Genomic DNA, 19,486 nt, shown 5'->3' with positions numbered 1-19,486 from the left:
AGATGAGGTTCAATGGACTGCAATGAGTATTTCATTCAAGCGATACACGCGCGCGCAAGCCCGGCGGAGGGAGAAAACCATCAAAACCGGAGTATAGTGCAGCCAAGAACCTAGCACAGCAGATGAAAGCGGCTGCCGACCTTTATACGGACAAAATGAGCCTGCAAGCCATCGCGGACGCACTGTCCCTCAACCCTATCAAGGTTCGCAAACTGCTCATCACGGCCGGGGTGTACGAGTCGGATATAGCGGAGAGGGTGAAGCACTGCTTTTATAAATATATAGAAACCCAAAGCTATAAGGATGCAGTCCTCTCCACCGCATCAGAGCTCAAGCTGTCCAAAGCCTCCGTCACCTCGTACCTGCCATATAAAAAGGGCGTGTATTTTCCGGGCACAACCTCAACAGAGAAGATCAGTGTAGGAGCAGAGCGGCAGCGGAGATATCGGGCAACGAAAAAGTTGCGAGCAACGCCGACAGAGGAACAGTTGTGGGAAGTTGTCCTGATGTATCAAAAAGTGCGTTTTAAAACCTATTCCGGCCTGCCATTCTCTTATGAAATACGAAAAGGCAGAAGCGGCGAATACACAAAGGAGCTCTGGATCGACCGCCGGGAAAACAGCAAAAGTCTGGCGTGGAGCTCGGTGTTGCTGGCGCTGGGCAATGTAAAAGAGGTCGGAGCAGTGGTAGACCGTCCGAAAGCGCTGGGTGATATCCGGGGCATAACCTACATATACGGAATGTTCTATCGGTTTGGACTGATCGATATTCCAGAAATGGCGAAGGAAAGGCGCAGGAAGCGAGTTGCTGGGGGAGATTCAGAGAACGGAAAATAGTTGAAAAGCGAAAATTTCCTTCTGGAAAGGTGACGCAGCTGGCGGTATGTGGTATACTGGGTCAGAATAATGGCTTCGCTGCCAGAAAACTTAAAACGTAATAGGTGATATAGTAATGACAGTTCTCTATATAATTAAGGCGTTACTGAACGATCCCATCATTCAGAGCTACCTCATTAGTTGTGGGGCGAGTGCCTCTTGGGATGCAATGAAACTTCTTGGAAAAAAGGGTGATGATACGCTTGAAAATCAACTGTATGGGGTGCTATCAGAAACATTTGAACGATTTGCTGACTGTATGAAGCTTGAATATGACGAGCAGCTCGTCATGGACTCCTTTCTGCATAACATAAACAATACAGAGGACTTTGGAAACCAGGCTAAGGTATTATCGGATACATTAAACGTTTCAATCGGCAATGAGCAACTAAAACGATGGAACGCTATTTTTGTAGAAGTGTGCTCAAAACCAAAATATCAATGGCTCTACAACAAACTCTCGGCAAATTTTGAAATCGCCAAATTAAACGATAGAAACTACGAATGGATGACAGAGTGCATGGAGGAAAACTTCTGCAAGATCCAATGCGAGAAATTACAAAAATTACCGCCGTTGTTTGACGACATCGGAGTAGAACTGGACAAAACGTGTTGGTATACCATCAAGGTCCTGATTTATGAAATCGTATTTAATGCGAAGGAGCACGGAAAAGCGCAGAAGTGCTTCGTACAAATCACAAAAAACTCCATTGCTGTTTTCGACGATGGAACGGAATTTGATCCTCAGGAGATGAAGCAGCGTGAAGAATGCCATGGCGGTGCAATGGCATTGCAGGACGTGATGGAGAACTATCCGGAAATCGTGTTGAAAAGCACCTATGCCAATGGACTGAACCGCTTTGAAATGATATTCCCGAATGAGGTTTTTGATGTAAACCAGATGAGCGAAATTGTGATACCAGATTTATACTACATGAGAGGAGAAGTTCAACTGAAGTACCCTGAGGGCAAGTTTCGATATTACTTCATCGATATTGGCGAAATACCAACGGGACAAAGAGGTGAATTGTTTGCAACATACAGTGGAATTGCTGTTTTGGTAGAAAAACTTCAGAATAACATCGAGAAACTGACAGAGGATAGCGAGATATTTGTGCGTTTTCCGAACACATCAAGGCCTGACTATAAGAAGGTATATTCTATGATGGCCCGAGTGCTGTGGGGGCGAATGATGCCAGGGAAAATAAAGATATCGCTGAGCCCGGCCTCGTTGGAAACAGAGATGGAGTGAATGAAGGAATTTCATAAGTTGTTCTATATCGAACAAATGCCTCCCTTCTCCAACCACAGCTTTCAAAATCACTTCCGGTGAAATTATAGTAAAAGAAGCGCAGGGAAGAGCAGAAGCTGAGCAACTAAATAGCGTAAATCAGAAACGATTAAGGCAATCTGCACATCAAGACACCTTCAATCGCTTCAAAATTTATTCTTCAAAAATTAGCAATAACCCATCACTCAATTCCGTCCATCAATGCACCAACAAAATCATTATCCACCTCATCACACCCACCCTGAGGAGTGCATCTGGGCAGGGCGAACGCCCCGGCGGGAGCCCCGGGCCCCGGACGCTCCGAAGAGTGAGCACGATATCACATGAAAATCCATACGCAAAAAAGTGCGGAAATGCAAAAAAATCCCAAAACAAAAAATTACGAAAGAACTTGAAAACAACGTTGAAACGTGGTATAATTTTGGTACGAACAAGCCGGTTTTGGTACGACAACGGTATGCTGTGGTACTGTAACTGTTGTTTCGAAATTATGAACGATCACAAAAAAATCGTGAAAATTTAGCGTAGCTACGATGACACCTATCAGGTTCAGGTCGTGTCTTGGTACGACAACGAGAACTCCTACACCTCTCAGATGGTCCGTACCATTAAGTACTTCGCTGAGAACTGCTAATTGCGTTCCTACGCTCAAAAGTGCTTGAGGTGCTGTGCCGAATGACGGCTGATAACGGCTTTGCCGGTACGAATATGCTGTGATCGGCGCGACAACAGGATATTGAGTTCAACACCCTTTCTTTTGCGGGATTCCGTGAGAGGAAGGGTGTTTTTTATCTGCTTGCAGGGAGAAAATCCAAAGAAAGGATGATTTGCTCTGAGAATTGTGCTATACTGAACTTACAGCGTCCCGGAGCCGATGTACCATGCGGACGACATTGCTTCTCTTTGCAGGGAGCATCAGGCAACAGGGAAAAGCATATACACTATAAAAAGTTCGCTTTTGGAAACGAGGTAATCAAGAATGGGAAAGTATTTTGGAACCGATGGCTTCCGTGGGGAAGCGGGCATTGATCTGACCGCTGACCATGCCTACAAGGTTGGCCGTTTTCTGGGCTGGTATTATAACGCTCTGCGCGAGCGCAACGGCAACAACGAGCCTGCCCGCATCGTCATTGGCAAGGACACCCGTCGCAGCTCCTATATGTTCGAGTACAGTCTGGTGGCTGGTCTGACTGCTTCCGGCGCAGACGCCTACCTGCTGCACGTCACCACCACCCCGTCTGTGGCCTACATCGCCCGTGTGGATGACTTCGACTGCGGCATTATGATCTCTGCCAGCCACAATCCGTTCTATGATAACGGCATCAAGCTCATCGACTGCTACGGTGAGAAGATGCCCGAGGCGACCCTGCTATTGGTGGAGGACTACCTTGACGGCAAACTCCATGTGTTTGACAAGGACTGGCCGGAACTGCCCTTTGCACACCGGGAGCACATCGGCTGCACCGTGGACTATGTGGCAGGCCGCAACCGCTACATGGGCTACCTGATCTCTCTGGGTATCTACTCCTTCAAGGGCATTAAGGTCGGTCTGGACTGCGCCAACGGCTCTAGCTGGAATATCGCTAAGTCCGTGTTTGACGCTCTGGGCGCTGACACCTACGTCATCAACAACAAGCCCAATGGTCTGAACATCAACAATAATGCTGGTTCTACCCATATCGAGGGCTTGCAGAAGTTCGTGGTAGAGAACGGTCTGGACGTTGGCTTTGCCTTTGATGGCGATGCTGACCGCTGCCTGTGCGTGGACGAGAAGGGCAACGTCATTACCGGTGACCACATCCTGTACATCTACGGCTGCTACATGAAGGAGCACGGCGAGCTGATGAACAACACCGTGGTCACCACGGTCATGTCCAACTTTGGCCTGTACAAGGCCTTTGACGAGCAGGGCATCGGCTACGCAAAGACCGCCGTGGGCGACAAGTACGTCTACGAATACATGGCTAAGAACAGCTGCCGGATCGGCGGCGAGCAGAGCGGCCACATCATCTTCAGCAAGTACGCCAGCACCGGTGACGGCATCCTGACCAGCCTGAAGATGATGGAAGTTATGCTGGCGAAGAAGATGCCCATGAGCAAGCTGGCCGAGCCGCTGAAGATCTACCCGCAGGTGCTGGAAAATGTCCGCGTGACCGATAAAAAGGCCGCGCAGAACGACCCGGCGGTGCAGGCGGCCGTCAAGGCTGTGGCAGAAGCACTGGGCGATACCGGCCGCATTCTGGTGCGCGAGTCCGGCACCGAGCCGGTAGTCCGCGTGATGGTGGAAGCTCCCGACCACGATACCTGCCAGAAGTACGTTTCTCAGGTGGTGGAGGTCATCAAGGGCAAGGGTTACGCCGTCTGAGACGGAACACTGCGGCAGATGTTGCCCGTGCACCAAAATGCGGGCGGCAGATGCTCTGTGTGGCGTGATCCTGCATCTTTTTGTTGACAAATCCGCACTTTTTGCGTATGATAAAGGTAACACTGAAAATTGTGTCAAATTGGCTGTGAAGAGAAGAGTACGCACCGTCTGCGCCTGACAGAAAGCCCGAAGGATGGAACCGGGCAGGCCGCGCGGTGCCGAAGATGGTCTTGGAGCCGCGCAGGTGAACAATGAGCCTGCGACGGGGTGCGCCCGTTACCGCGCAAAGGCCGGTTTTTGCCGGCTAAAGGCTGCGTCCGCAAGGGCGCAGCGAAGCAAGGTGGTACCACGAAGGTTCAGCGCTCTCGTCCTTGTCCGGTTATACCCGGCAGGGCGGGAGCGCTTTTTGCTTGCAGAACCAAAAGAAAGGAAGATAGAACCCCATGAGCGAACACAAGACATTTTATATCACCACCCCCATCTATTACCCCAGCGATAAGCTGCACATCGGCCACAGCTACACCACCGTGGCATGTGATGCGCTGGCCCGCTTCAAGCGGATGCAGGGCTACGACGTCATGTTCCTGACCGGCACCGATGAGCACGGCCAGAAGATCCAGGATAAGGCTGCCGATGCAGGCGTCACCCCCAAGGAGTATGTGGACAAGATCGTGGCCACTGTCAAGGATCTGTGGAAGCTGCTGGACGTCAGCTACGACCGCTTTATCCGCACCACCGATGACTACCACATGGAAAGCTGCCAGAAGATTTTCACCAAGCTGTACGAGCAGGGCGATATCTACAAGGGCGAGTACATCGGCCACTACTGCAAGCCCTGCGAGAGCTTCTGGACGGACAGCCAGTTGGTGGACGGCAAGTGCCCGGACTGCGGCCGCGAAGTCTACGATGCCCACGAGGAGGCCTATTTCTTCAAGACCAGCAAGTACGCCGACCGCCTGCTGAAGCTCTACGAGGAGAATCCCCAGTTCATCCAGCCTGAGAGCCGCAAGAACGAGATGATCGCCTTCATCAAGCAGGGTCTGCAGGACACCTGCGTTTCCCGTACCTCGGTCAAGTGGGGCATTCCCGTGCCCTTCGACCCCAAGCACACCATGTACGTCTGGGTCGATGCTCTGAGCAACTATATCTCCGCACTGGGCTATGGCAACGAGACCTATCACGATTACGATAAGTTCTGGCCGGCCGATCTGCACATGGTGGGCAAGGAGATCCTGCGCTTCCACACCATCTTGTGGCCTGCCATGCTGATGGCACTGGATCTGCCGCTGCCCAAGCGGGTGTTCGGCCACGGCTGGCTGCTGATGAACGGCGGCAAGATGTCCAAGTCTGTGGGCAACGTGGTAGACCCTGTTATCCTGTGCAACCGCTACGGCGTGGACGCCATCCGCTACTTCCTGCTGCGCGAGATCCCCTTTGGCAACGATGGTATGTTCACCAACGAGGCACTGATCAACCGCATCAACAGTGATCTGGCGAACGATCTGGGTAACTTGCTCAGCCGCACCGTGGCCATGTGCGAAAAGTACTTCGGCGGCACTGTGCATAACGTGGCCGGTACCGAGGCCATCGACACCGAGCTGGAGACCATGGTCAGCGAGTTGACCGCCAAGGTCACTGCCGATATGGATGACCTGACCATCCCGCAGGCACTGATGGAGATCTTTGCGGTCATCCAGCGCGCCAACAAGTATATCGACGAGACCGCACCCTGGGCACTGGCAAAGGACGAAGCAAACAAGCAGCGTCTGGAGAGCGTGCTGTACCACCTGTGTGAGGCACTGCGCGTGTGCGGCATCCTGCTGAACGCCTACCTGCCCACCACTGCTCCCAAGATGATGGAGCAGCTGGGTCTGGACGCTTCTGCATTGGATCTGACCAAGACCACCTACGGCGCACAGCAGACCTATACCGTGCATAAGGGCGAGGCACTGTTCCCCCGCATTGACGTGGCTAAGGAAATCGCCCACCTGAAAGAAGAGGACGAAAAGCGCAAGGCCGCTGCCGCTGCTGCCAACAAGGCCAAGGAGGAAGCCGAGAAGAAGGCTGCCGCCCCCGCAGAGGAGAGCACCGTGGACTTCACCCATGAGGAAGAGATCGACTTTGACACCTTCTGCAAGGTGGAGCTGCGCGTGGCCGAGGTGCGCGCCTGCGAGAACCTGAAGGAGAGCAAGAAGCTGCTGCACCTCACCGTTTTTGACGGCGAGCGGGAGCGCTGCATCCTGTCCGGCATTGCCAAGTGGTTCAAGCCGGAGGATCTCATTGGCAAAAAGCTGGGCATCGTGTGCAATCTGGCACCCCGTCCCATGCTCAAGGGCAAGTACGTCAGCGAGGGTATGATCTTCGCTGCCGATACCGCCGACGGCGGCTGCTCCATTGCTTTCTACGGTGACGATACCCCCGTGGGCAGCCGCATCCACTAAGTGAGGAGTATCATGTCTGACAATACAGCCGTCCGTGCGGCAAAGTTGGATAAGATCTTCGGCACGCCGGTGTGCGCCGTGCTGCTGGCCATCTTCTGCAATGTCCTGTGGGGCTCGGCCTTTCCGTTCATCAAGCTGGGCTACCGCCTGTTCTCCATCGACTCCGGCAACACCGCCTCCATCTTCTGTTTTGCAGGGGTGCGGTTCATGCTGGGCAGCGTGCTGGTGCTGCTGGGCAGCATTCTGCTGCAGGGAAAAGCACCCCGCTTGCCCCGGGGCAGGGTAGCAGCCGAGTGCTGCGCGCTGGGCTTGTGGCAGACCACGGCACAGTATGCGTTCTACTATATCGCTGTGGCCATGCTCACCGGCGCGTTTGGCGGCATCCTGAACAGCACTCAGAGCTTTCTGGGCGTCATCTTTGCCCACTTTATCTACGGCAATGCGGACCGCATGACCCCGGCAAAAACGCTGGGCTGCGCGGTGGGCTTTGCGGGCGTGCTCATCGGTACCCTTGGCAACCACGGCAGCGGCAGCGGCTGGGGCGTGTTCTGCATGATGGCGGCGACCGTCATCTTCACTCTGTCCGGCCCGTGGAACAAGTCGGTCACCAAAAAGGCCGACAGCTTTGCTGTCTGCTTCCTGAACCTGTTTGTGGGTGGGCTGGCACTGTTTGTGCTGGGCACTGTCATGGGCGGCCGTCTCCATGTGCAAAGCGCACTGGCTGCGGTGGTCATGCTGTATCTGGCCTTCATCTGCGGCGCAGGCTATATCTTGTGGGCGCTGCTGATGAAGAACAACCCGGTCAGCCGCATCGCCATCTTTGGCTTCGTCAACCCGGTGGTCAATGTGCTGCTGAGCGCCGTGCTCAACGGCGAGCCGCTGTTCCGCTGGCAGTATCTGGCGGCGCTGGTGTTCGTGTGCGTGGGCATCTGGCTGGTGAATAAAGCCCCCGCCAAAAAGGAGAAGGTATGACCGGACCTATTTTTGACACCCACGCCCATTACAGTTCCCGCGCCTTTGACGCCGACCGCATTGCACTGCTGGACAGCCTGCCCGACAAGGGTGTGGTAGGTGTGTGCGAGCAGGCCACCCACTCCGGGGATGCGCCCCGGGTGCTGGAGCTGGCGCACCGCTACCCGTGGGTGGTGGCAGCTATTGGCATCCACCCGGAAAGCCTGTTGCCCGCTGCCGACTGCGGCGAGGAAGGCCCTGCGCCCACGGTGTCGGTGTACGGCGGCGATTGGGCCGCCGAGATGCGGGCGCTGATGCCCTACTACAACGACCCTAAAGTGGTAGCGGTAGGGGAGTGCGGGCTGGACTATCACTGGCCAGTGCCCAAGGACGCCCAGCTGGCGCTGTTTGAAGCCGAGATCCGGCTGGCGCTGGAACTGGACAAGCCTATCATCGTGCACGACCGGCAGGCGCACGCAGACGTCTACGCGCTGCTCAAAAAGTATCGCCCCAAGGGCATCGTGCACTGCTATTCCGGCAGCGCCGAGGATGCCGTGCAGCTGGCGGCGCAGGGGCTATATATCGGGTTTGGCGGTGCCTGCACCTTTAACGGTGCCAAGAGCGCAGCCAAGGCTATCGAAGCCCTGCCGCTGGATGCCATCGTGCTGGAGACCGACTGCCCCTACATGGCACCGGAGCCGGTGCGCGGCACCCGCTGCGACAGCTCTCTCATCCGCTATGTGGGCGCGTATATCGCCCGGCGCAAGGCATTGGAGCCGGAAGAGGTGTTCCGCACCACCGCCGCAAACGCCCGCCGGGTGTTCGGGCTGTAACCGTTTTTCCGCAGGTCGCGGGGCAAAGCGCTCCGCTTCTGAATAAAAAGCTGATTTATTGAAAACGATAAGAATAAGGAGATCACTATTATGAAGGCACGTATTCCCAAACACCGCGAGTTCATCATCAACTTCCCCGACAGCATCGACCAGAACAAGGCCAACGAGGGTTGGGCAAAGCTGCAGCAGATCGTGGAGGACTACAAGAAGGCACACAACGGCGCTTCTGTTTACGCTCCCACCTTCATCGAGGACTGCGAGCCCGAGGTCAAGAAGCTGCAGGAAGAGTACGGTTTTGAGTACACCGTGGAGTTCGTTCAGTAAGTTCAGCATCGCCTGATAGTAAAAGGGTCATTGCACAAACCGTGCAATGACCCTTTTTGCGTAAGCCCATCTCATAAAATGGCATCCCAGAGCGTCCGCAGATGTGCCGTATTACACCTCGTAGTCCAGACAGACGCGGTTTTTGTAGTAGGGGCGTACCTTGCTGTTTGCCACTGCCACATGCGCCGGGTGGGTGGAGTAGCCCTTGAGCGCCTCGGCGCTCTCAAAGGTGGTATCCAGCATCAGGTCGGCGTTGGAGGAGGGGAGAGCATCAATGTTGACATGGATGTCCACAAGCCCCGGAATCTTGCCGGAAAGGCTTTCCAGACCCTCTTTGATGCCAGCCTTGACGGCGGATTTTTCCTCGGCGGACAGCTCGTCCTTCAGCTGCCAGAGAATAACGTGCTTGACCATAACAAAAAACCTCCTGCGTTTTTTCTCATTGTAACAGGGCGAGAAAGAATCCGCAAGAGGGAAGCTGCAAAGTCTTATTTGGGTGCGAACAGCAGTACCACCAAAAGCACAGCACAGAGCACCGAAACTACGATGCCCTCCAGCCGGGTCAGCCGGATATACTCTTCCGTAGGCTCTGGCACCTGCGTGTACCACCTGCGGGAACGCAAGGCAATGACGTTCTCCGGTTGCAGTGCCATAAAAATGCCGAACCCGATGCCGAAAAGCGCGACCAAGATCGATAAGATGACTTCCATGGAAACCCCTCACTTTTTGTTTTTGTCGTCCCTGCTCAGGGTATAGCACAAATGTGAGATCAGCAGAGCAACACTGAACACAAGCGCCGCCACCATCAAAATGGAGTGCAGCGGCTCGACTCTGGGCAGAAAAATGTTGACCAGCCAGAGCGCACCACAGAGAATCAACAGAATGCCGTAAAATTTGTGGAAATGCTTCTTTTCATCCTCGCTGCTCCAACCGGTGCCGGTGCCATTGTAAAGATCCCGGATGCCGCGGTATAAAAATAGCACGCCCAGTGCAGCGTTCAGCCAGTCTGAAGTGGAAAGGTTCAGGTTCATATATTTGTACTTACCTCCCGGTGGCTCAATCCGCGCTGTGCTCCCAGACTTCATACAGGATCAGGTAGATCACATCAACGATGACTGTAATGGTGCGTACCCCGTTGCTCAGGGTAGGGAAGTTGCCCAGAAACTGCGAAGAAGCAAGAACCATTGCGTTGAAGATCTCCCACACGCCGTTTTTCTTCTGCCACATGGCCCGGTATTCCGGGTCGCGGTCATATTGGTTGAAAAAGGTGTGGATCAGCGGGTCTTTGCCCTGCAGGTCGCGGATGCCCATCCACAGCGCCACAAGGCAGAACAAAAGCTCAAGGATGTTGTACCAGCCAAACGCCAGCTGCATAAAATGCACCTCCCATCTTTTACCATATTATAACATAGGGGGGCGAAAACACAAGGACGCTATTCAACCTTCCTGCGTAAATTTTGCATAAATTGCGCATCAACTATTTGTTGAAACAACATAAAATAAAACCAGCCGGACGAGGCGGTTGCAAGCCCTCGTCCGGCTGGATACTTACTTCTTCGGAGTCATAAGCCTCTTCTCCTTGGTGACCTCATTTTCGGAATACGGGTTTCATAGGGTGACTCTCCTTAGAAACGTTTCTTCAGAATTTAGGTACTTTGCAAGGGGATGAAAATCAACTGTACATTGGACTGACCCTTTTCTCAACTGTTGGACTGCGGCAAACGGTTCATGAGGATGAATTTCATATTACCACATTCTTTCGAGTTAGATTTGCAAGGGAAACGTCTTACTTAGTACATTGGTAGAACTCCTTTTCAGCTATTCAAATAAGGTTCTCCGGATCATTGATACTTTCATAAGAATCATCTCCAGCGGATCTATCTGAACGCTCTGGGGAAGAATTGAATCGACAGGTTGTCGTGTTATCGCTTTATTGATGCTCAAGACCGGCTCTGTTTTTGTGTTTTTATACGGGGGAAACATCCCGTTTGTGGTGAGCCTCTATTTTGCTTCTCAGCGAACCCCGACAGCCTGTCCCTGCTGTGCGGGTTCCATATCAACCATCGGTCTTCGCTCCTTTCTTCTTAAAGTCAGCGGGAGTAACTCTCTTTTGAGCTTCTGCTGTACTTCTCTGGTTTCTGGCTTAATTATACAGGAAGAAGCACGATTTGTCTATTGGCATACCGCACAAAGAATAAATTTTGTTTTTGTGCAATGTTAAAACCTGCGGCGGTGCGGAAAAATTGCCCAGAAGTTCTGGGTCGTTCGTGAAGGATTTTCCACAAAAGGGGAGAAAGTGCCCGCAAGGTATTATGCGCCGGTTCTATTTGTGCTACAATAGCGCCAATGAATGGTAGTCGCCGCCGCCCCGCGAGATGAAAGTTTCGCGGGGCGGCTTTTTTTGCGGCGAAAATTTGCATAAAAAGAAACGGAGAATCAATCAAAATGCCTAAAACTTTACCGGAACGCATCTTCTTTACCATTGTCATGGCCGCTATCATGGTCTATGGCATGATCGTCTACAATGTGGCGTTGAACACAAACGGCGTGACCAACGCCACCTTTGTTATGGCTCTGCACGAAATGCCGATCATGGTGCCGGTGGCCTTCGTGCTGGAATTTTTTGTGGTGGAAAAGCTGGCCACTAAACTGGCATTCCTGTTTATGCGCCCCACAGACCGCCCGCAGTTCATCACCTACGCCATCTCGCTGATGATCGTGTGCATCATGTGCCCGGTGATGAGCCTGGTCGCAACGCTGCTGTTCAAAGAGCCGAGCTTTGGGATGTGGGTACATACTTGGGGCTGCAATATGCCCATGGCGCTGTGCTGGCAGATGCTGTACTGCGGCCCGCTGGCCCGTGCCATCTTCCGGCTGGTGTTCCGCCGCGGGGAAAAGCAGGCCGCGTAAGGCGGTTTGCCTGCGATTCTATAATAAATATGTATAAGAAATATACATAAGATGCTGCCGGAACATACCGGGGAAGATACCTATACGTTTTTTATATACCTGATATATAAAAGCTATACGGTACGGCTATTTTTGCGGAAATATTTCCCAAAACCGACAGAATACGCCTGCAAAGCCTTGGATAAAACAAAACGAATTGTACAGAGTGTACACTTTTGAATGCTTCAACTGTGCACTCTGTACAACAGTTTTGTTTTATCGGTGCAATGCTACCGGGTAAAATGTAGAATGTGCACAAATACCCTTGCCAATTTTGTGCAATCGTACTATTATACACAACGAAAAAAGACGAAACCGACAGAGAAAGGGGAGGGCGCAGACAGCATTCAAGCAGCGCCTTCCTTGCTTTTTTCACGGTACACAGTCTTTTCTTCGCGCGATAAGAAGGTGTGAAGGGGCGCGGAGCAAAGGCGTGCGGCAGATCCTCGGCCGGGGATCTGCCACACATCCGGCTCCCGCCCGCAGACCCCTATCCCTGCAGGAAGGAGGAAAAGCAAATGAACAAATTGACGCAGGCTCTGATGGAAGAGCTCACCGTGGAGTATGTCAAGGTCGGCTCGCTGCAGATCCCGGAATCGGTGGTCATCAGCTGGGTGATCATGCTGCTGTTGGTGGTGGGCTCCATCCTGCTTACCCGCAACCTGAAGGTGGATCACATCAGCAAGCGTCAGGCAGCACTGGAAGCGCTGTATTCCCTTGGCAAAAACTTCTTTGAAGGGTTGCTGGGCAAGGAGGGCAGCCGCTATGTGCCCTACCTGATGACCGTGGCGCTGTACATTGCCTGCTCCAACGTGATCGGTGTGTTCGGCGTAAAGCCCCCCACAAAGGATCTGGATGTGACCGCTGCGCTGGCGCTGATGAGCATCGTGCTTATCGAGTATGCAGGCGTTCGCGCCCGGGGCGGCGCGGGCTTTCTCAAGAGCCTTGCAGCCCCTACCCCCATCATGACCCCTATGAACATCCTCGAGATCGCCATTCGCCCTACCAGTTTGTGTATGCGACTGTTCGGCAACGTGCTGGGCGCGTTCGTTATCATGGAACTGCTCAAGCTGGTGGTGCCGGTGTTCGTCCCGGCGGTGTTCAGCCTGTATTTTGACCTGTTCGATGGTCTGATCCAGACCTATGTTTTCGTGTTCCTGACCGCACTGTTTATGAAAGAGAGCATCGGCGGCGAGGAATAAACAACACATTTAAAACTGTAATTACAAAGGAGATAGAACTATGAGTGGTTTGGTAGCTCTGGGCGCTGGCATTGCAGCGCTGACCGGCATTGGCGGCGGTATTGGCATTGGTATTGCAACGGGTAAGGCAACGGAGGCCATCTCCCGCCAGCCGGAGGCTTCCGGCAAGATCCAGACGAACCTGCTGCTGGGTGCTGCTCTGGCAGAAGGTACCGCAATTTTCGGCTTCGTCGTTGCACTGCTGATCATCCTGTTCCTGGGCCAGTAACGGAGGCGTGGACGAATGCTGAAGTTGGATTTGAACCTGCTGTGGACCGTGGTGGATGTCCTGATCCTGTATGTGCTGCTGCGCAAGTTTTTGTTCAAGCCCATCCAGAACGTGCTGGATCAGCGCCAGAAGACGATCGAGGCAGATATTGCAGCGGCACAGACCTCCAAGACCGAGGCCGCCGCAGCACTTACGACCGCGCAGGACAAGCTGCGTAATGTGGACAACGAAGCCGCAGCCCGCCGCGAAGCCTACGAGAAGCAGGCCGAGGTGGAAAAGCAGCAGCTGCTGGCCGACGCACAGAAGCAGGCCGACGAGATCGTGGCTGCCGGTAAGGCTGCTGTGGAGATCGAGCGCCAGAACAAGCTGCGGGAAGCAGATGCACAGGCTACGGCACTGGCACGCTCCATGTGCGAAAAGCTTTTGAAACATAATTTGACCGCCCAGGATGATGATCAGCTGCTGGACGATCTGCTGCAGAAAGCAGGTGCAGGCAATGGCAACTGAATTCAGTCGTGAATTTTTTGCGGATAACCGCATCGTCAAGGCCAGCCTGCGCTGCGCCCATAAACTCCGCGAAAAAGATCTGGACCGCATCAAGTCGGAGATCAAAAAGCTGTATGACGCCACGGAAGTCATCCTGAACATCACCGTGGACGAGAGCCTGCTTTCCGGCTATGTCCTGCAGGTGGGCGACCGCGTGTTCGACAATTCCGGCCGTCATCAGCTGGATAAAATGATGGAGGGCAAGCCTTCACTGGCTACCCTCAAGACCCGCATCGAGGACTACAAGCCCGCCGAGACCTCCGCAGAGGGCGGTGTGGTCATCTCCTCTGCCGATGGCATCGTGCACATTGATGGCATGAACCGCGCTGTGTACGGCGAGATCGTCACCTTTGAAAACGGTGCCAAGGGCATGGTGGAAAGCGTGGAGCCCGAGCAGCTGGGCGTTATGCTGTTCGATGGTGCCGAGACCGTTGGTGTGGGCACTATGGTCACCCGCAGTGGCAAGCGCGCCGGTATCCCGGTGGGCGATGCTTTTCTGGGTCGTGTTATCAGCCCGCTGGGCGAGCCCATCGACGGCAAAGGCCCCATCGAGGCTGAGGGTTACAACCCCATTGAGAAGCAGGCACCCAGTATTCTGGAGCGCCAGAGCGTGGACACCCCGCTGCACACCGGTATTCTGGCCATCGACTCCATGTTCCCCATCGGCCGCGGTCAGCGTGAGCTGATCATCGGCGACCGCCAGACCGGCAAGACCTCCATTGCCACCGACGCCATCCTGAACCAGAAGGACAAGGATGTGCTGTGCATCTATGTTGCCATCGGTCAGAAGGCTTCCTCCATCGCCCGCGTGGCCGAGGATCTGAAAAAGCACGGCGCTATGAGCTATACCACCATCGTGGCAGCTACCGCGTCGGATTCTGCCCCGCTGCAGTACATCGCTCCCTATGCGGGCACTGCACTGGCCGAGTACTTCATGGCCAAGGGCAAGAGCGTGCTCATCGTTTACGATGATCTGTCCAAGCACGCGGTGGCCTACCGTGCCATCTCGCTGCTGCTGCGCCGCTCCCCGGGCCGTGAAGCCTACCCCGGCGATGTGTTCTATCTGCACTCCCGTCTGCTGGAGCGCTCCTGCCGTATGCGGGATGATCTGGGCGGCGGCTCTATCACCGCACTGCCCATCGTAGAGACGCAGGCCGGCGATGTTTCGGCCTACATCCCCACCAACGTCATCTCCATCACCGACGGTCAGATCTTCTTGGAGAGCGCCCTGTTCAACGCCGGCAACCGTCCGGCTGTCAACGTGGGTCTGTCGGTGTCCCGTGTGGGCGGCGCTGCCCAGACCAAGGCCATGAAAAAGGCCAACGCAAACCTGCGTATCGAGTTGGCACAGTATAAGGAGATGGAATCCTTTGCACAGTTCAGCTCCGATCTGGACGCCGAGACCCGCCGTCAGCTGGAGCACGGCAAGGCACTGATGGAAATGCTCAAGCAGCCGCTGTGCCAGCCTAAATCCGATGCAGAGCAGGTGGTCATTCTGGTGCTGGCCTCCCACGGCCTGCTGGACACCCTGCCCACCGCAGAGCAGCGGGAAAAGACCGCTGCCTTTGTGCGGCAGTTCCGTGCAGACGTCTCCGGTACCATGCAGAAGATCGATGCTGACGGCAAGCTGGAGCCCGACCGGGTGGATGCCATCCTGAACGCTTGGAAAGCTTATGCGGGAGGCAATGACCATGTCGTCCAGTAAGCTGCTGAAGGAGCGCATCGAGAGTATTCAGGATACCATGAAGATCACCAATGCCATGTACCTGATCTCTTCGTCCAAGCTGCGCAAGGCACGGCAGAACTACCAGAATGTGTCCCCCTACTTCAACCGTATGCGGGACACCATCTCCCGTGTTGTGCCGCATCTGCCGGAGGAGCCGGAGCACCCCTTCTTCCACGAGCGGAATCTGGAAAACCCCCGGCGGGCGTATCTGGTGCTTACTGCCGATAAGGGCATGGCAGGTGCTTATAACCAGAACCTGCTCAAGTTTTTGCGGGAGCACGCAGACCCCAACGACCGCTTTTATGTCATCGGTCAGGTGGGCTACCGCGCCCTGCGCCACCGGGACCCCCGCCTTGTGGAGGAGTTCCGTTACAGCGCAACCGCACCCACGTTGCAGCGTGCCCGCGACATCACGGTGGACGCTATTGATGATTTCAAGTCCGGCAAGCTGGACGAGATCTACATCGTCTACACCAAGATCCAGAACGCCCTTACCAGCGAGCCTGTCATGGAGCGTCTGCTGCCGCTGGACCGGCGGTTTTTGCAGCCTGCTCCCAAGGGTCTGGGCGACCCCAAGGGTGAGGTGGAACTGGTGCCGGACGCATGGACGGTGTTCGAGCAGATCGCACCTATCTATATGCACGGCATGATCTTTGGTGCCATGACCGAGAGCTTCTGCGCCGAGCAGAGCGCCCGCATGACCGCCATGGATTCTGCTACCAAGAGCGCCAATGATATGATCCGGGACTTGCAGCTGGAATACAACCGCACCCGTCAGGGCTCCATCACGCAGGAGATCACCGAGATCATCGGCGGCGCAGCTGCCGTGCAGGATCGGACATAATAAAGGAAAACCCTCTCCGTCACGCCTGACGGCGTGCCACCTCCCCCGAAGGGGGGAGGTTTCAGGGCGCTGACAGTGACGCAGAATAAAAGCTCCCCCTTTGGGGGAGCTGGCATCGCGCAGCGATGACTGAGAGGGTTCGTTGGACAAACAAGATTTGACAAGAGGCAATCCAAATGATACAGGGAACTATTATTCGCGTAGCAGGCCCCGTGGTGGATGTGCAGTTCACCGCCGGCAGGCTGCCTGCCCTGCAGGAGGCGCTTACCGTGACCGCAGAGGGCACCGAGCGCACCATGGAGGTGACGCAGCACGTCAACGAGACCACGGTGCGCTGCATCATGCTTTCTGCCAGCGAGGGTCTGGGCAAGGGTATGCCGGTGGAAGCTACCGGCCACGGCCTGACCGCCCCTGTGGGCGAGGGCACACTGGGCCGTATGTTCGACCCGCTGGGCCGCCCCATTGACGGCAAGGGCGCTGTGGACGAGCTGCCGCACTGGCCCATCCACCGCAAGGCACCCGGCTTTGCAGAGCAGAAGCCCGCAACTGAGATTCTGGAGACCGGCATCAAGGTCATCGACCTGCTGGCTCCTTACGCCAAGGGCGGCAAGATCGGCCTGTTCGGCGGCGCCGGCGTGGGCAAGACCGTGCTGATCCAGGAGCTGATCCATAACGTGGCCACCGAGCACGGCGGCTACTCCATCTTCACCGGCGTAGGCGAGCGCTCCCGCGAGGGCTGCGACCTGTGGGGCGAAATGAACGCCTCCGGCGTGCTGGACAAGACCGCACTGGTCTTTGGCCAGATGAACGAGCCCCCGGGAGCCCGTATGCGCGTGGCCGAGACCGGCTTGACCATGGCAGAGTACTTCCGTGAGGAGACTCACAAGGACGTGCTGCTGTTCATTGATAACATCTTCCGTTTCGTGCAGGCCGGCAGTGAGGTCTCCGCTCTGATGGGCCGTATGCCCTCTGCCGTGGGCTACCAGCCCACGCTGGCCAACGAGCTGGGCGCTCTGCAGGAGCGCATCACCTCCACCAAGGACGGTTCCATCACCTCGGTGCAGGCCGTCTATGTGCCTGCCGATGACCTGACCGACCCCGCTCCTGCCACTACCTTTGCCCATCTGGACGCCACCACCGTGCTGTCCCGTAAGATCGTGGAGCAGGGCATCTATCCGGCTGTGGACCCGCTGGCTTCCACTTCCCGTATTCTGGAAGCGGACATCGTGGGCGAGGAGCACTACCGCGTAGCCCGCAAGGTGCAGTCCATTTTGCAGCGCTATCAGGAGCTGCAGGACATCATTGCCATTCTGGGCATGGACGAGCTGGACGAGAACGACAAGCTGACCGTCATGCGCGCCCGCAAGCTGCAGAAGTTCCTGTCCCAGCCCTTTGCCGTGGCCGAGAACTTTACCGGCCTCAAGGGTAAGTATGTGCCCCTGAAGGACACCGTGCGCAGCTTTGCCGCCATCGTGGACGGCAAGGCTGACGATCTGCCGGAGTGGGCATTCTTCAACGTAGGTACGCTGGAAGAAGCGCGCGAAAAGGCAGAAAAGAAGCTGGCTGAGGAAAAGGGCGGTGCCGTCTGATGAACAAGTTCATGCTGAGCATCACAGCGTCCAGCGGCGAGTTCTATCAGGGTGACTGCGAGGATCTGACCCTGCCCATCAGCGATGGCATCTACGGCGTACAGGCCGGGCATAACCCGGTGCTGGTGGCGCTGCACATGGGCATCCTCCACTTTGTGGTGGACGGCAAGGCCCGGGATGTGCTGGTGGGCGATGGCATTGCCGAGGTGACCCCCGCCTATGTGATGGTGCTGGTGGACAGCGCCGAGAACCCGGAGGACATCGACAAGAACCGTGCCGAGGCCGCCCGCATCCGCGCCGAGGAACGCTTGCAGCATAAGCAGAGCATGCACGAATATTACCAGAGCAAGATCGCGCTGGATCGTGCCATGCAGCGTTTGCAGACCGCCGCAAAGTATAAGCGCTAAGGCAGCATCCCTATTCCCATATAACAAAACCTCCCCGTGCAGGAAAACTGCATAGGGAGGTTTTTTCTGTCTGTCAACGATGCGAAAATTGTGCCACAGGGTCATTTTTTGGGAATCGTCATGTGCGCTGCTGTGCCTTACGCCCGCACATCCTCCCGGCGTAAAAGCAGCCATGCCAGAAGGAACATCGTCCCCAGCCAGAAGATGCAGCTGAAGGCAAACAGCCCGTAGCTGCCCGCCAGAGCATCCGCACTTTTGTTGGAGTTCATTCCGAGTTGCATCAGGGAATAGGGCCACAACAGCCCATGACCCTTGGAACTGATAAAGATGCCGGTAATGCCGCCCAGCAGCCCCAGAAAAATGGGCACGGCAAAGCTGCGGATGACCATGGCCAGCACCAGCTGTGCGGCAATGACAGCCAACGCACCCAGCAGTCCCCGCAGTAAAAACAGAGGTAAGGTGACCGGCGGCAGCCCGGGCAGGTGGGCAAATACCTTGCCACAGAACACGAACAGCGCAAACACAAAACCGTGGGTCAGAAGCGCCAGCTTTGTCACCACAGCAAACTTTGCGGCAAACAGGTCCAGCGGCGGTACGGGGCTTGCCATGATCAGGTTCCAGTTGTGCCCCAGATGTTCCAGCCGCCACAAGTAGGCAGCATAGGTGGCTACCATGGCAGGGAAGAAGAGCATGGAATAAAACAGGGTGTGCTGGGTCCACAGGCTATACCAGCCGTCGGTGAGGATCTCAAGATTTTGCAGATAATTGAAAGTACCGTAGGTGGCCGAAAGAATGGGCAGCACAAAGAACATTGCCCAGATGGGGGATGCGTGGAGTTTGCGGTTCTCCGCAAGAATACAGCGTTTCATCATGGT

Annotated in this window: 20 protein-coding genes and 1 other annotated feature; of the genes, 15 read left to right on the top strand and 5 right to left on the bottom strand. The window is 55.3% G+C overall.

All coding sequences use genetic code 11. From position 1 onward, the window contains the following. Window positions 1–122: 122 nt before the first annotated feature. From DXB44_RS14835 to DXB44_RS12855, 7 genes are all read left to right on the top strand, one after another. Complete coding sequence (locus tag DXB44_RS14835; protein ID WP_243111160.1) at window positions 123–836, top strand: hypothetical protein; 714 nt, start codon at window positions 123–125, stop codon at window positions 834–836. A 115-nt stretch (window positions 837–951) separates the two neighbouring features. Beyond that, entirely contained in the window at window positions 952–2,127 is a 1,176-nt protein-coding gene (locus DXB44_RS12880; RefSeq protein ID WP_118658973.1) for a hypothetical protein, read from the top strand. A 1,018-nt stretch (window positions 2,128–3,145) separates the two neighbouring features. After that, window positions 3,146–4,531 (top strand): phosphoglucosamine mutase, encoded by a 1,386-nt coding sequence (glmM, locus tag DXB44_RS12875; RefSeq protein ID WP_118658972.1) that lies wholly within the window; start codon window positions 3,146–3,148, stop codon window positions 4,529–4,531. Between the two features lie 136 nt (window positions 4,532–4,667). Further along, window positions 4,668–4,907 (top strand) — a binding site (T-box leader). A gap of 67 nt (window positions 4,908–4,974) precedes the next feature. Further along, entirely contained in the window at window positions 4,975–6,972 is a 1,998-nt protein-coding gene (gene metG, locus DXB44_RS12870) for a methionine--tRNA ligase (protein WP_118658971.1), read from the top strand. A 12-nt stretch (window positions 6,973–6,984) separates the two neighbouring features. Further along, on the top strand, window positions 6,985–7,944 hold the full coding sequence (locus tag DXB44_RS12865) for a DMT family transporter (RefSeq protein WP_118658970.1): 960 nt from the start codon (window positions 6,985–6,987) through the stop codon (window positions 7,942–7,944). Beyond that, window positions 7,941–8,756, top strand: coding sequence for a TatD family hydrolase (locus tag DXB44_RS12860; RefSeq protein WP_118658969.1), 816 nt, complete (start codon window positions 7,941–7,943; stop codon window positions 8,754–8,756). The genes DXB44_RS12865 and DXB44_RS12860 overlap by 4 nt, the downstream gene beginning before the upstream one ends. Before the next feature lie 90 nt (window positions 8,757–8,846). Continuing rightward, entirely contained in the window at window positions 8,847–9,080 is a 234-nt protein-coding gene (locus DXB44_RS12855) for a hypothetical protein (RefSeq protein WP_005922262.1), read from the top strand. A gap of 111 nt (window positions 9,081–9,191) precedes the next feature. On the opposite strand, the gene DXB44_RS12850 is transcribed toward DXB44_RS12855, so the two are convergent. From DXB44_RS12850 to DXB44_RS12835, 4 genes are all read right to left on the bottom strand, one after another. After that, on the bottom strand, window positions 9,192–9,494 hold the full coding sequence (locus DXB44_RS12850) for a Dabb family protein (RefSeq protein WP_117554078.1): 303 nt from the start codon (window positions 9,492–9,494) through the stop codon (window positions 9,192–9,194). 74 nt (window positions 9,495–9,568) lie between these two features. Continuing rightward, complete coding sequence (locus tag DXB44_RS12845) at window positions 9,569–9,790, bottom strand: hypothetical protein (RefSeq protein ID WP_118658968.1); 222 nt, start codon at window positions 9,788–9,790, stop codon at window positions 9,569–9,571. Between the two features lie 9 nt (window positions 9,791–9,799). Beyond that, on the bottom strand, window positions 9,800–10,111 hold the full coding sequence (locus DXB44_RS12840; protein ID WP_118658967.1) for an SdpI family protein: 312 nt from the start codon (window positions 10,109–10,111) through the stop codon (window positions 9,800–9,802). 25 nt (window positions 10,112–10,136) lie between these two features. Beyond that, window positions 10,137–10,454, bottom strand: coding sequence for a hypothetical protein (locus DXB44_RS12835; protein ID WP_118658966.1), 318 nt, complete (start codon window positions 10,452–10,454; stop codon window positions 10,137–10,139). A gap of 1,071 nt (window positions 10,455–11,525) precedes the next feature. Between DXB44_RS12835 and DXB44_RS12830 the strand changes: the two genes are divergently transcribed. From DXB44_RS12830 to atpC, 8 genes are all read left to right on the top strand, one after another. Further along, window positions 11,526–11,990, top strand: coding sequence for a DUF2798 domain-containing protein (locus DXB44_RS12830; protein ID WP_097783753.1), 465 nt, complete (start codon window positions 11,526–11,528; stop codon window positions 11,988–11,990). 557 nt (window positions 11,991–12,547) lie between these two features. Then, a complete protein-coding gene (locus DXB44_RS12820; protein WP_015538221.1) occupies window positions 12,548–13,231 on the top strand; it encodes a F0F1 ATP synthase subunit A in 684 nt (227 codons plus the stop codon). A gap of 40 nt (window positions 13,232–13,271) precedes the next feature. Next, window positions 13,272–13,499, top strand: coding sequence for an ATP synthase F0 subunit C (atpE, locus tag DXB44_RS12815; protein WP_005922245.1), 228 nt, complete (start codon window positions 13,272–13,274; stop codon window positions 13,497–13,499). A gap of 15 nt (window positions 13,500–13,514) precedes the next feature. Then, complete coding sequence (locus tag DXB44_RS12810) at window positions 13,515–14,006, top strand: ATP synthase F0 subunit B (RefSeq protein ID WP_005922244.1); 492 nt, start codon at window positions 13,515–13,517, stop codon at window positions 14,004–14,006. Beyond that, entirely contained in the window at window positions 13,996–15,750 is a 1,755-nt protein-coding gene (atpA, locus tag DXB44_RS12805; protein WP_005922243.1) for a F0F1 ATP synthase subunit alpha, read from the top strand. Before DXB44_RS12810 ends, atpA begins: the two co-directional genes overlap by 11 nt. Further along, window positions 15,737–16,615: an ATP synthase F1 subunit gamma gene (gene atpG / locus DXB44_RS12800; RefSeq protein ID WP_015538222.1), complete on the top strand. Its 879-nt coding sequence runs from the start codon at window positions 15,737–15,739 to the stop codon at window positions 16,613–16,615. The genes atpA and atpG overlap by 14 nt, the downstream gene beginning before the upstream one ends. A 176-nt stretch (window positions 16,616–16,791) precedes the next feature. Next, a complete protein-coding gene (gene atpD, locus DXB44_RS12795) occupies window positions 16,792–18,204 on the top strand; it encodes a F0F1 ATP synthase subunit beta (RefSeq protein ID WP_005922238.1) in 1,413 nt (470 codons plus the stop codon). Beyond that, window positions 18,204–18,611, top strand: a complete 408-nt coding sequence (atpC, locus tag DXB44_RS12790; RefSeq protein ID WP_005922235.1) for an ATP synthase F1 subunit epsilon — start codon at window positions 18,204–18,206, stop codon at window positions 18,609–18,611. The genes atpD and atpC overlap by 1 nt, the downstream gene beginning before the upstream one ends. Before the next feature lie 137 nt (window positions 18,612–18,748). On the opposite strand, the gene DXB44_RS12785 is transcribed toward atpC, so the two are convergent. Further along, window positions 18,749–19,483, bottom strand: a complete 735-nt coding sequence (locus DXB44_RS12785; RefSeq protein ID WP_118658965.1) for an ABC transporter permease — start codon at window positions 19,481–19,483, stop codon at window positions 18,749–18,751. Between the last annotated feature and the right edge of the window lie 3 nt (window positions 19,484–19,486).

It is taken from the genome of Faecalibacterium sp. OM04-11BH (assembly GCF_003482185.1).
GTDB lineage: Bacteria > Bacillota > Clostridia > Oscillospirales > Ruminococcaceae > Faecalibacterium > Faecalibacterium tardum.
This window is presented reverse-complemented; position numbering and strand designations above follow the sequence as displayed.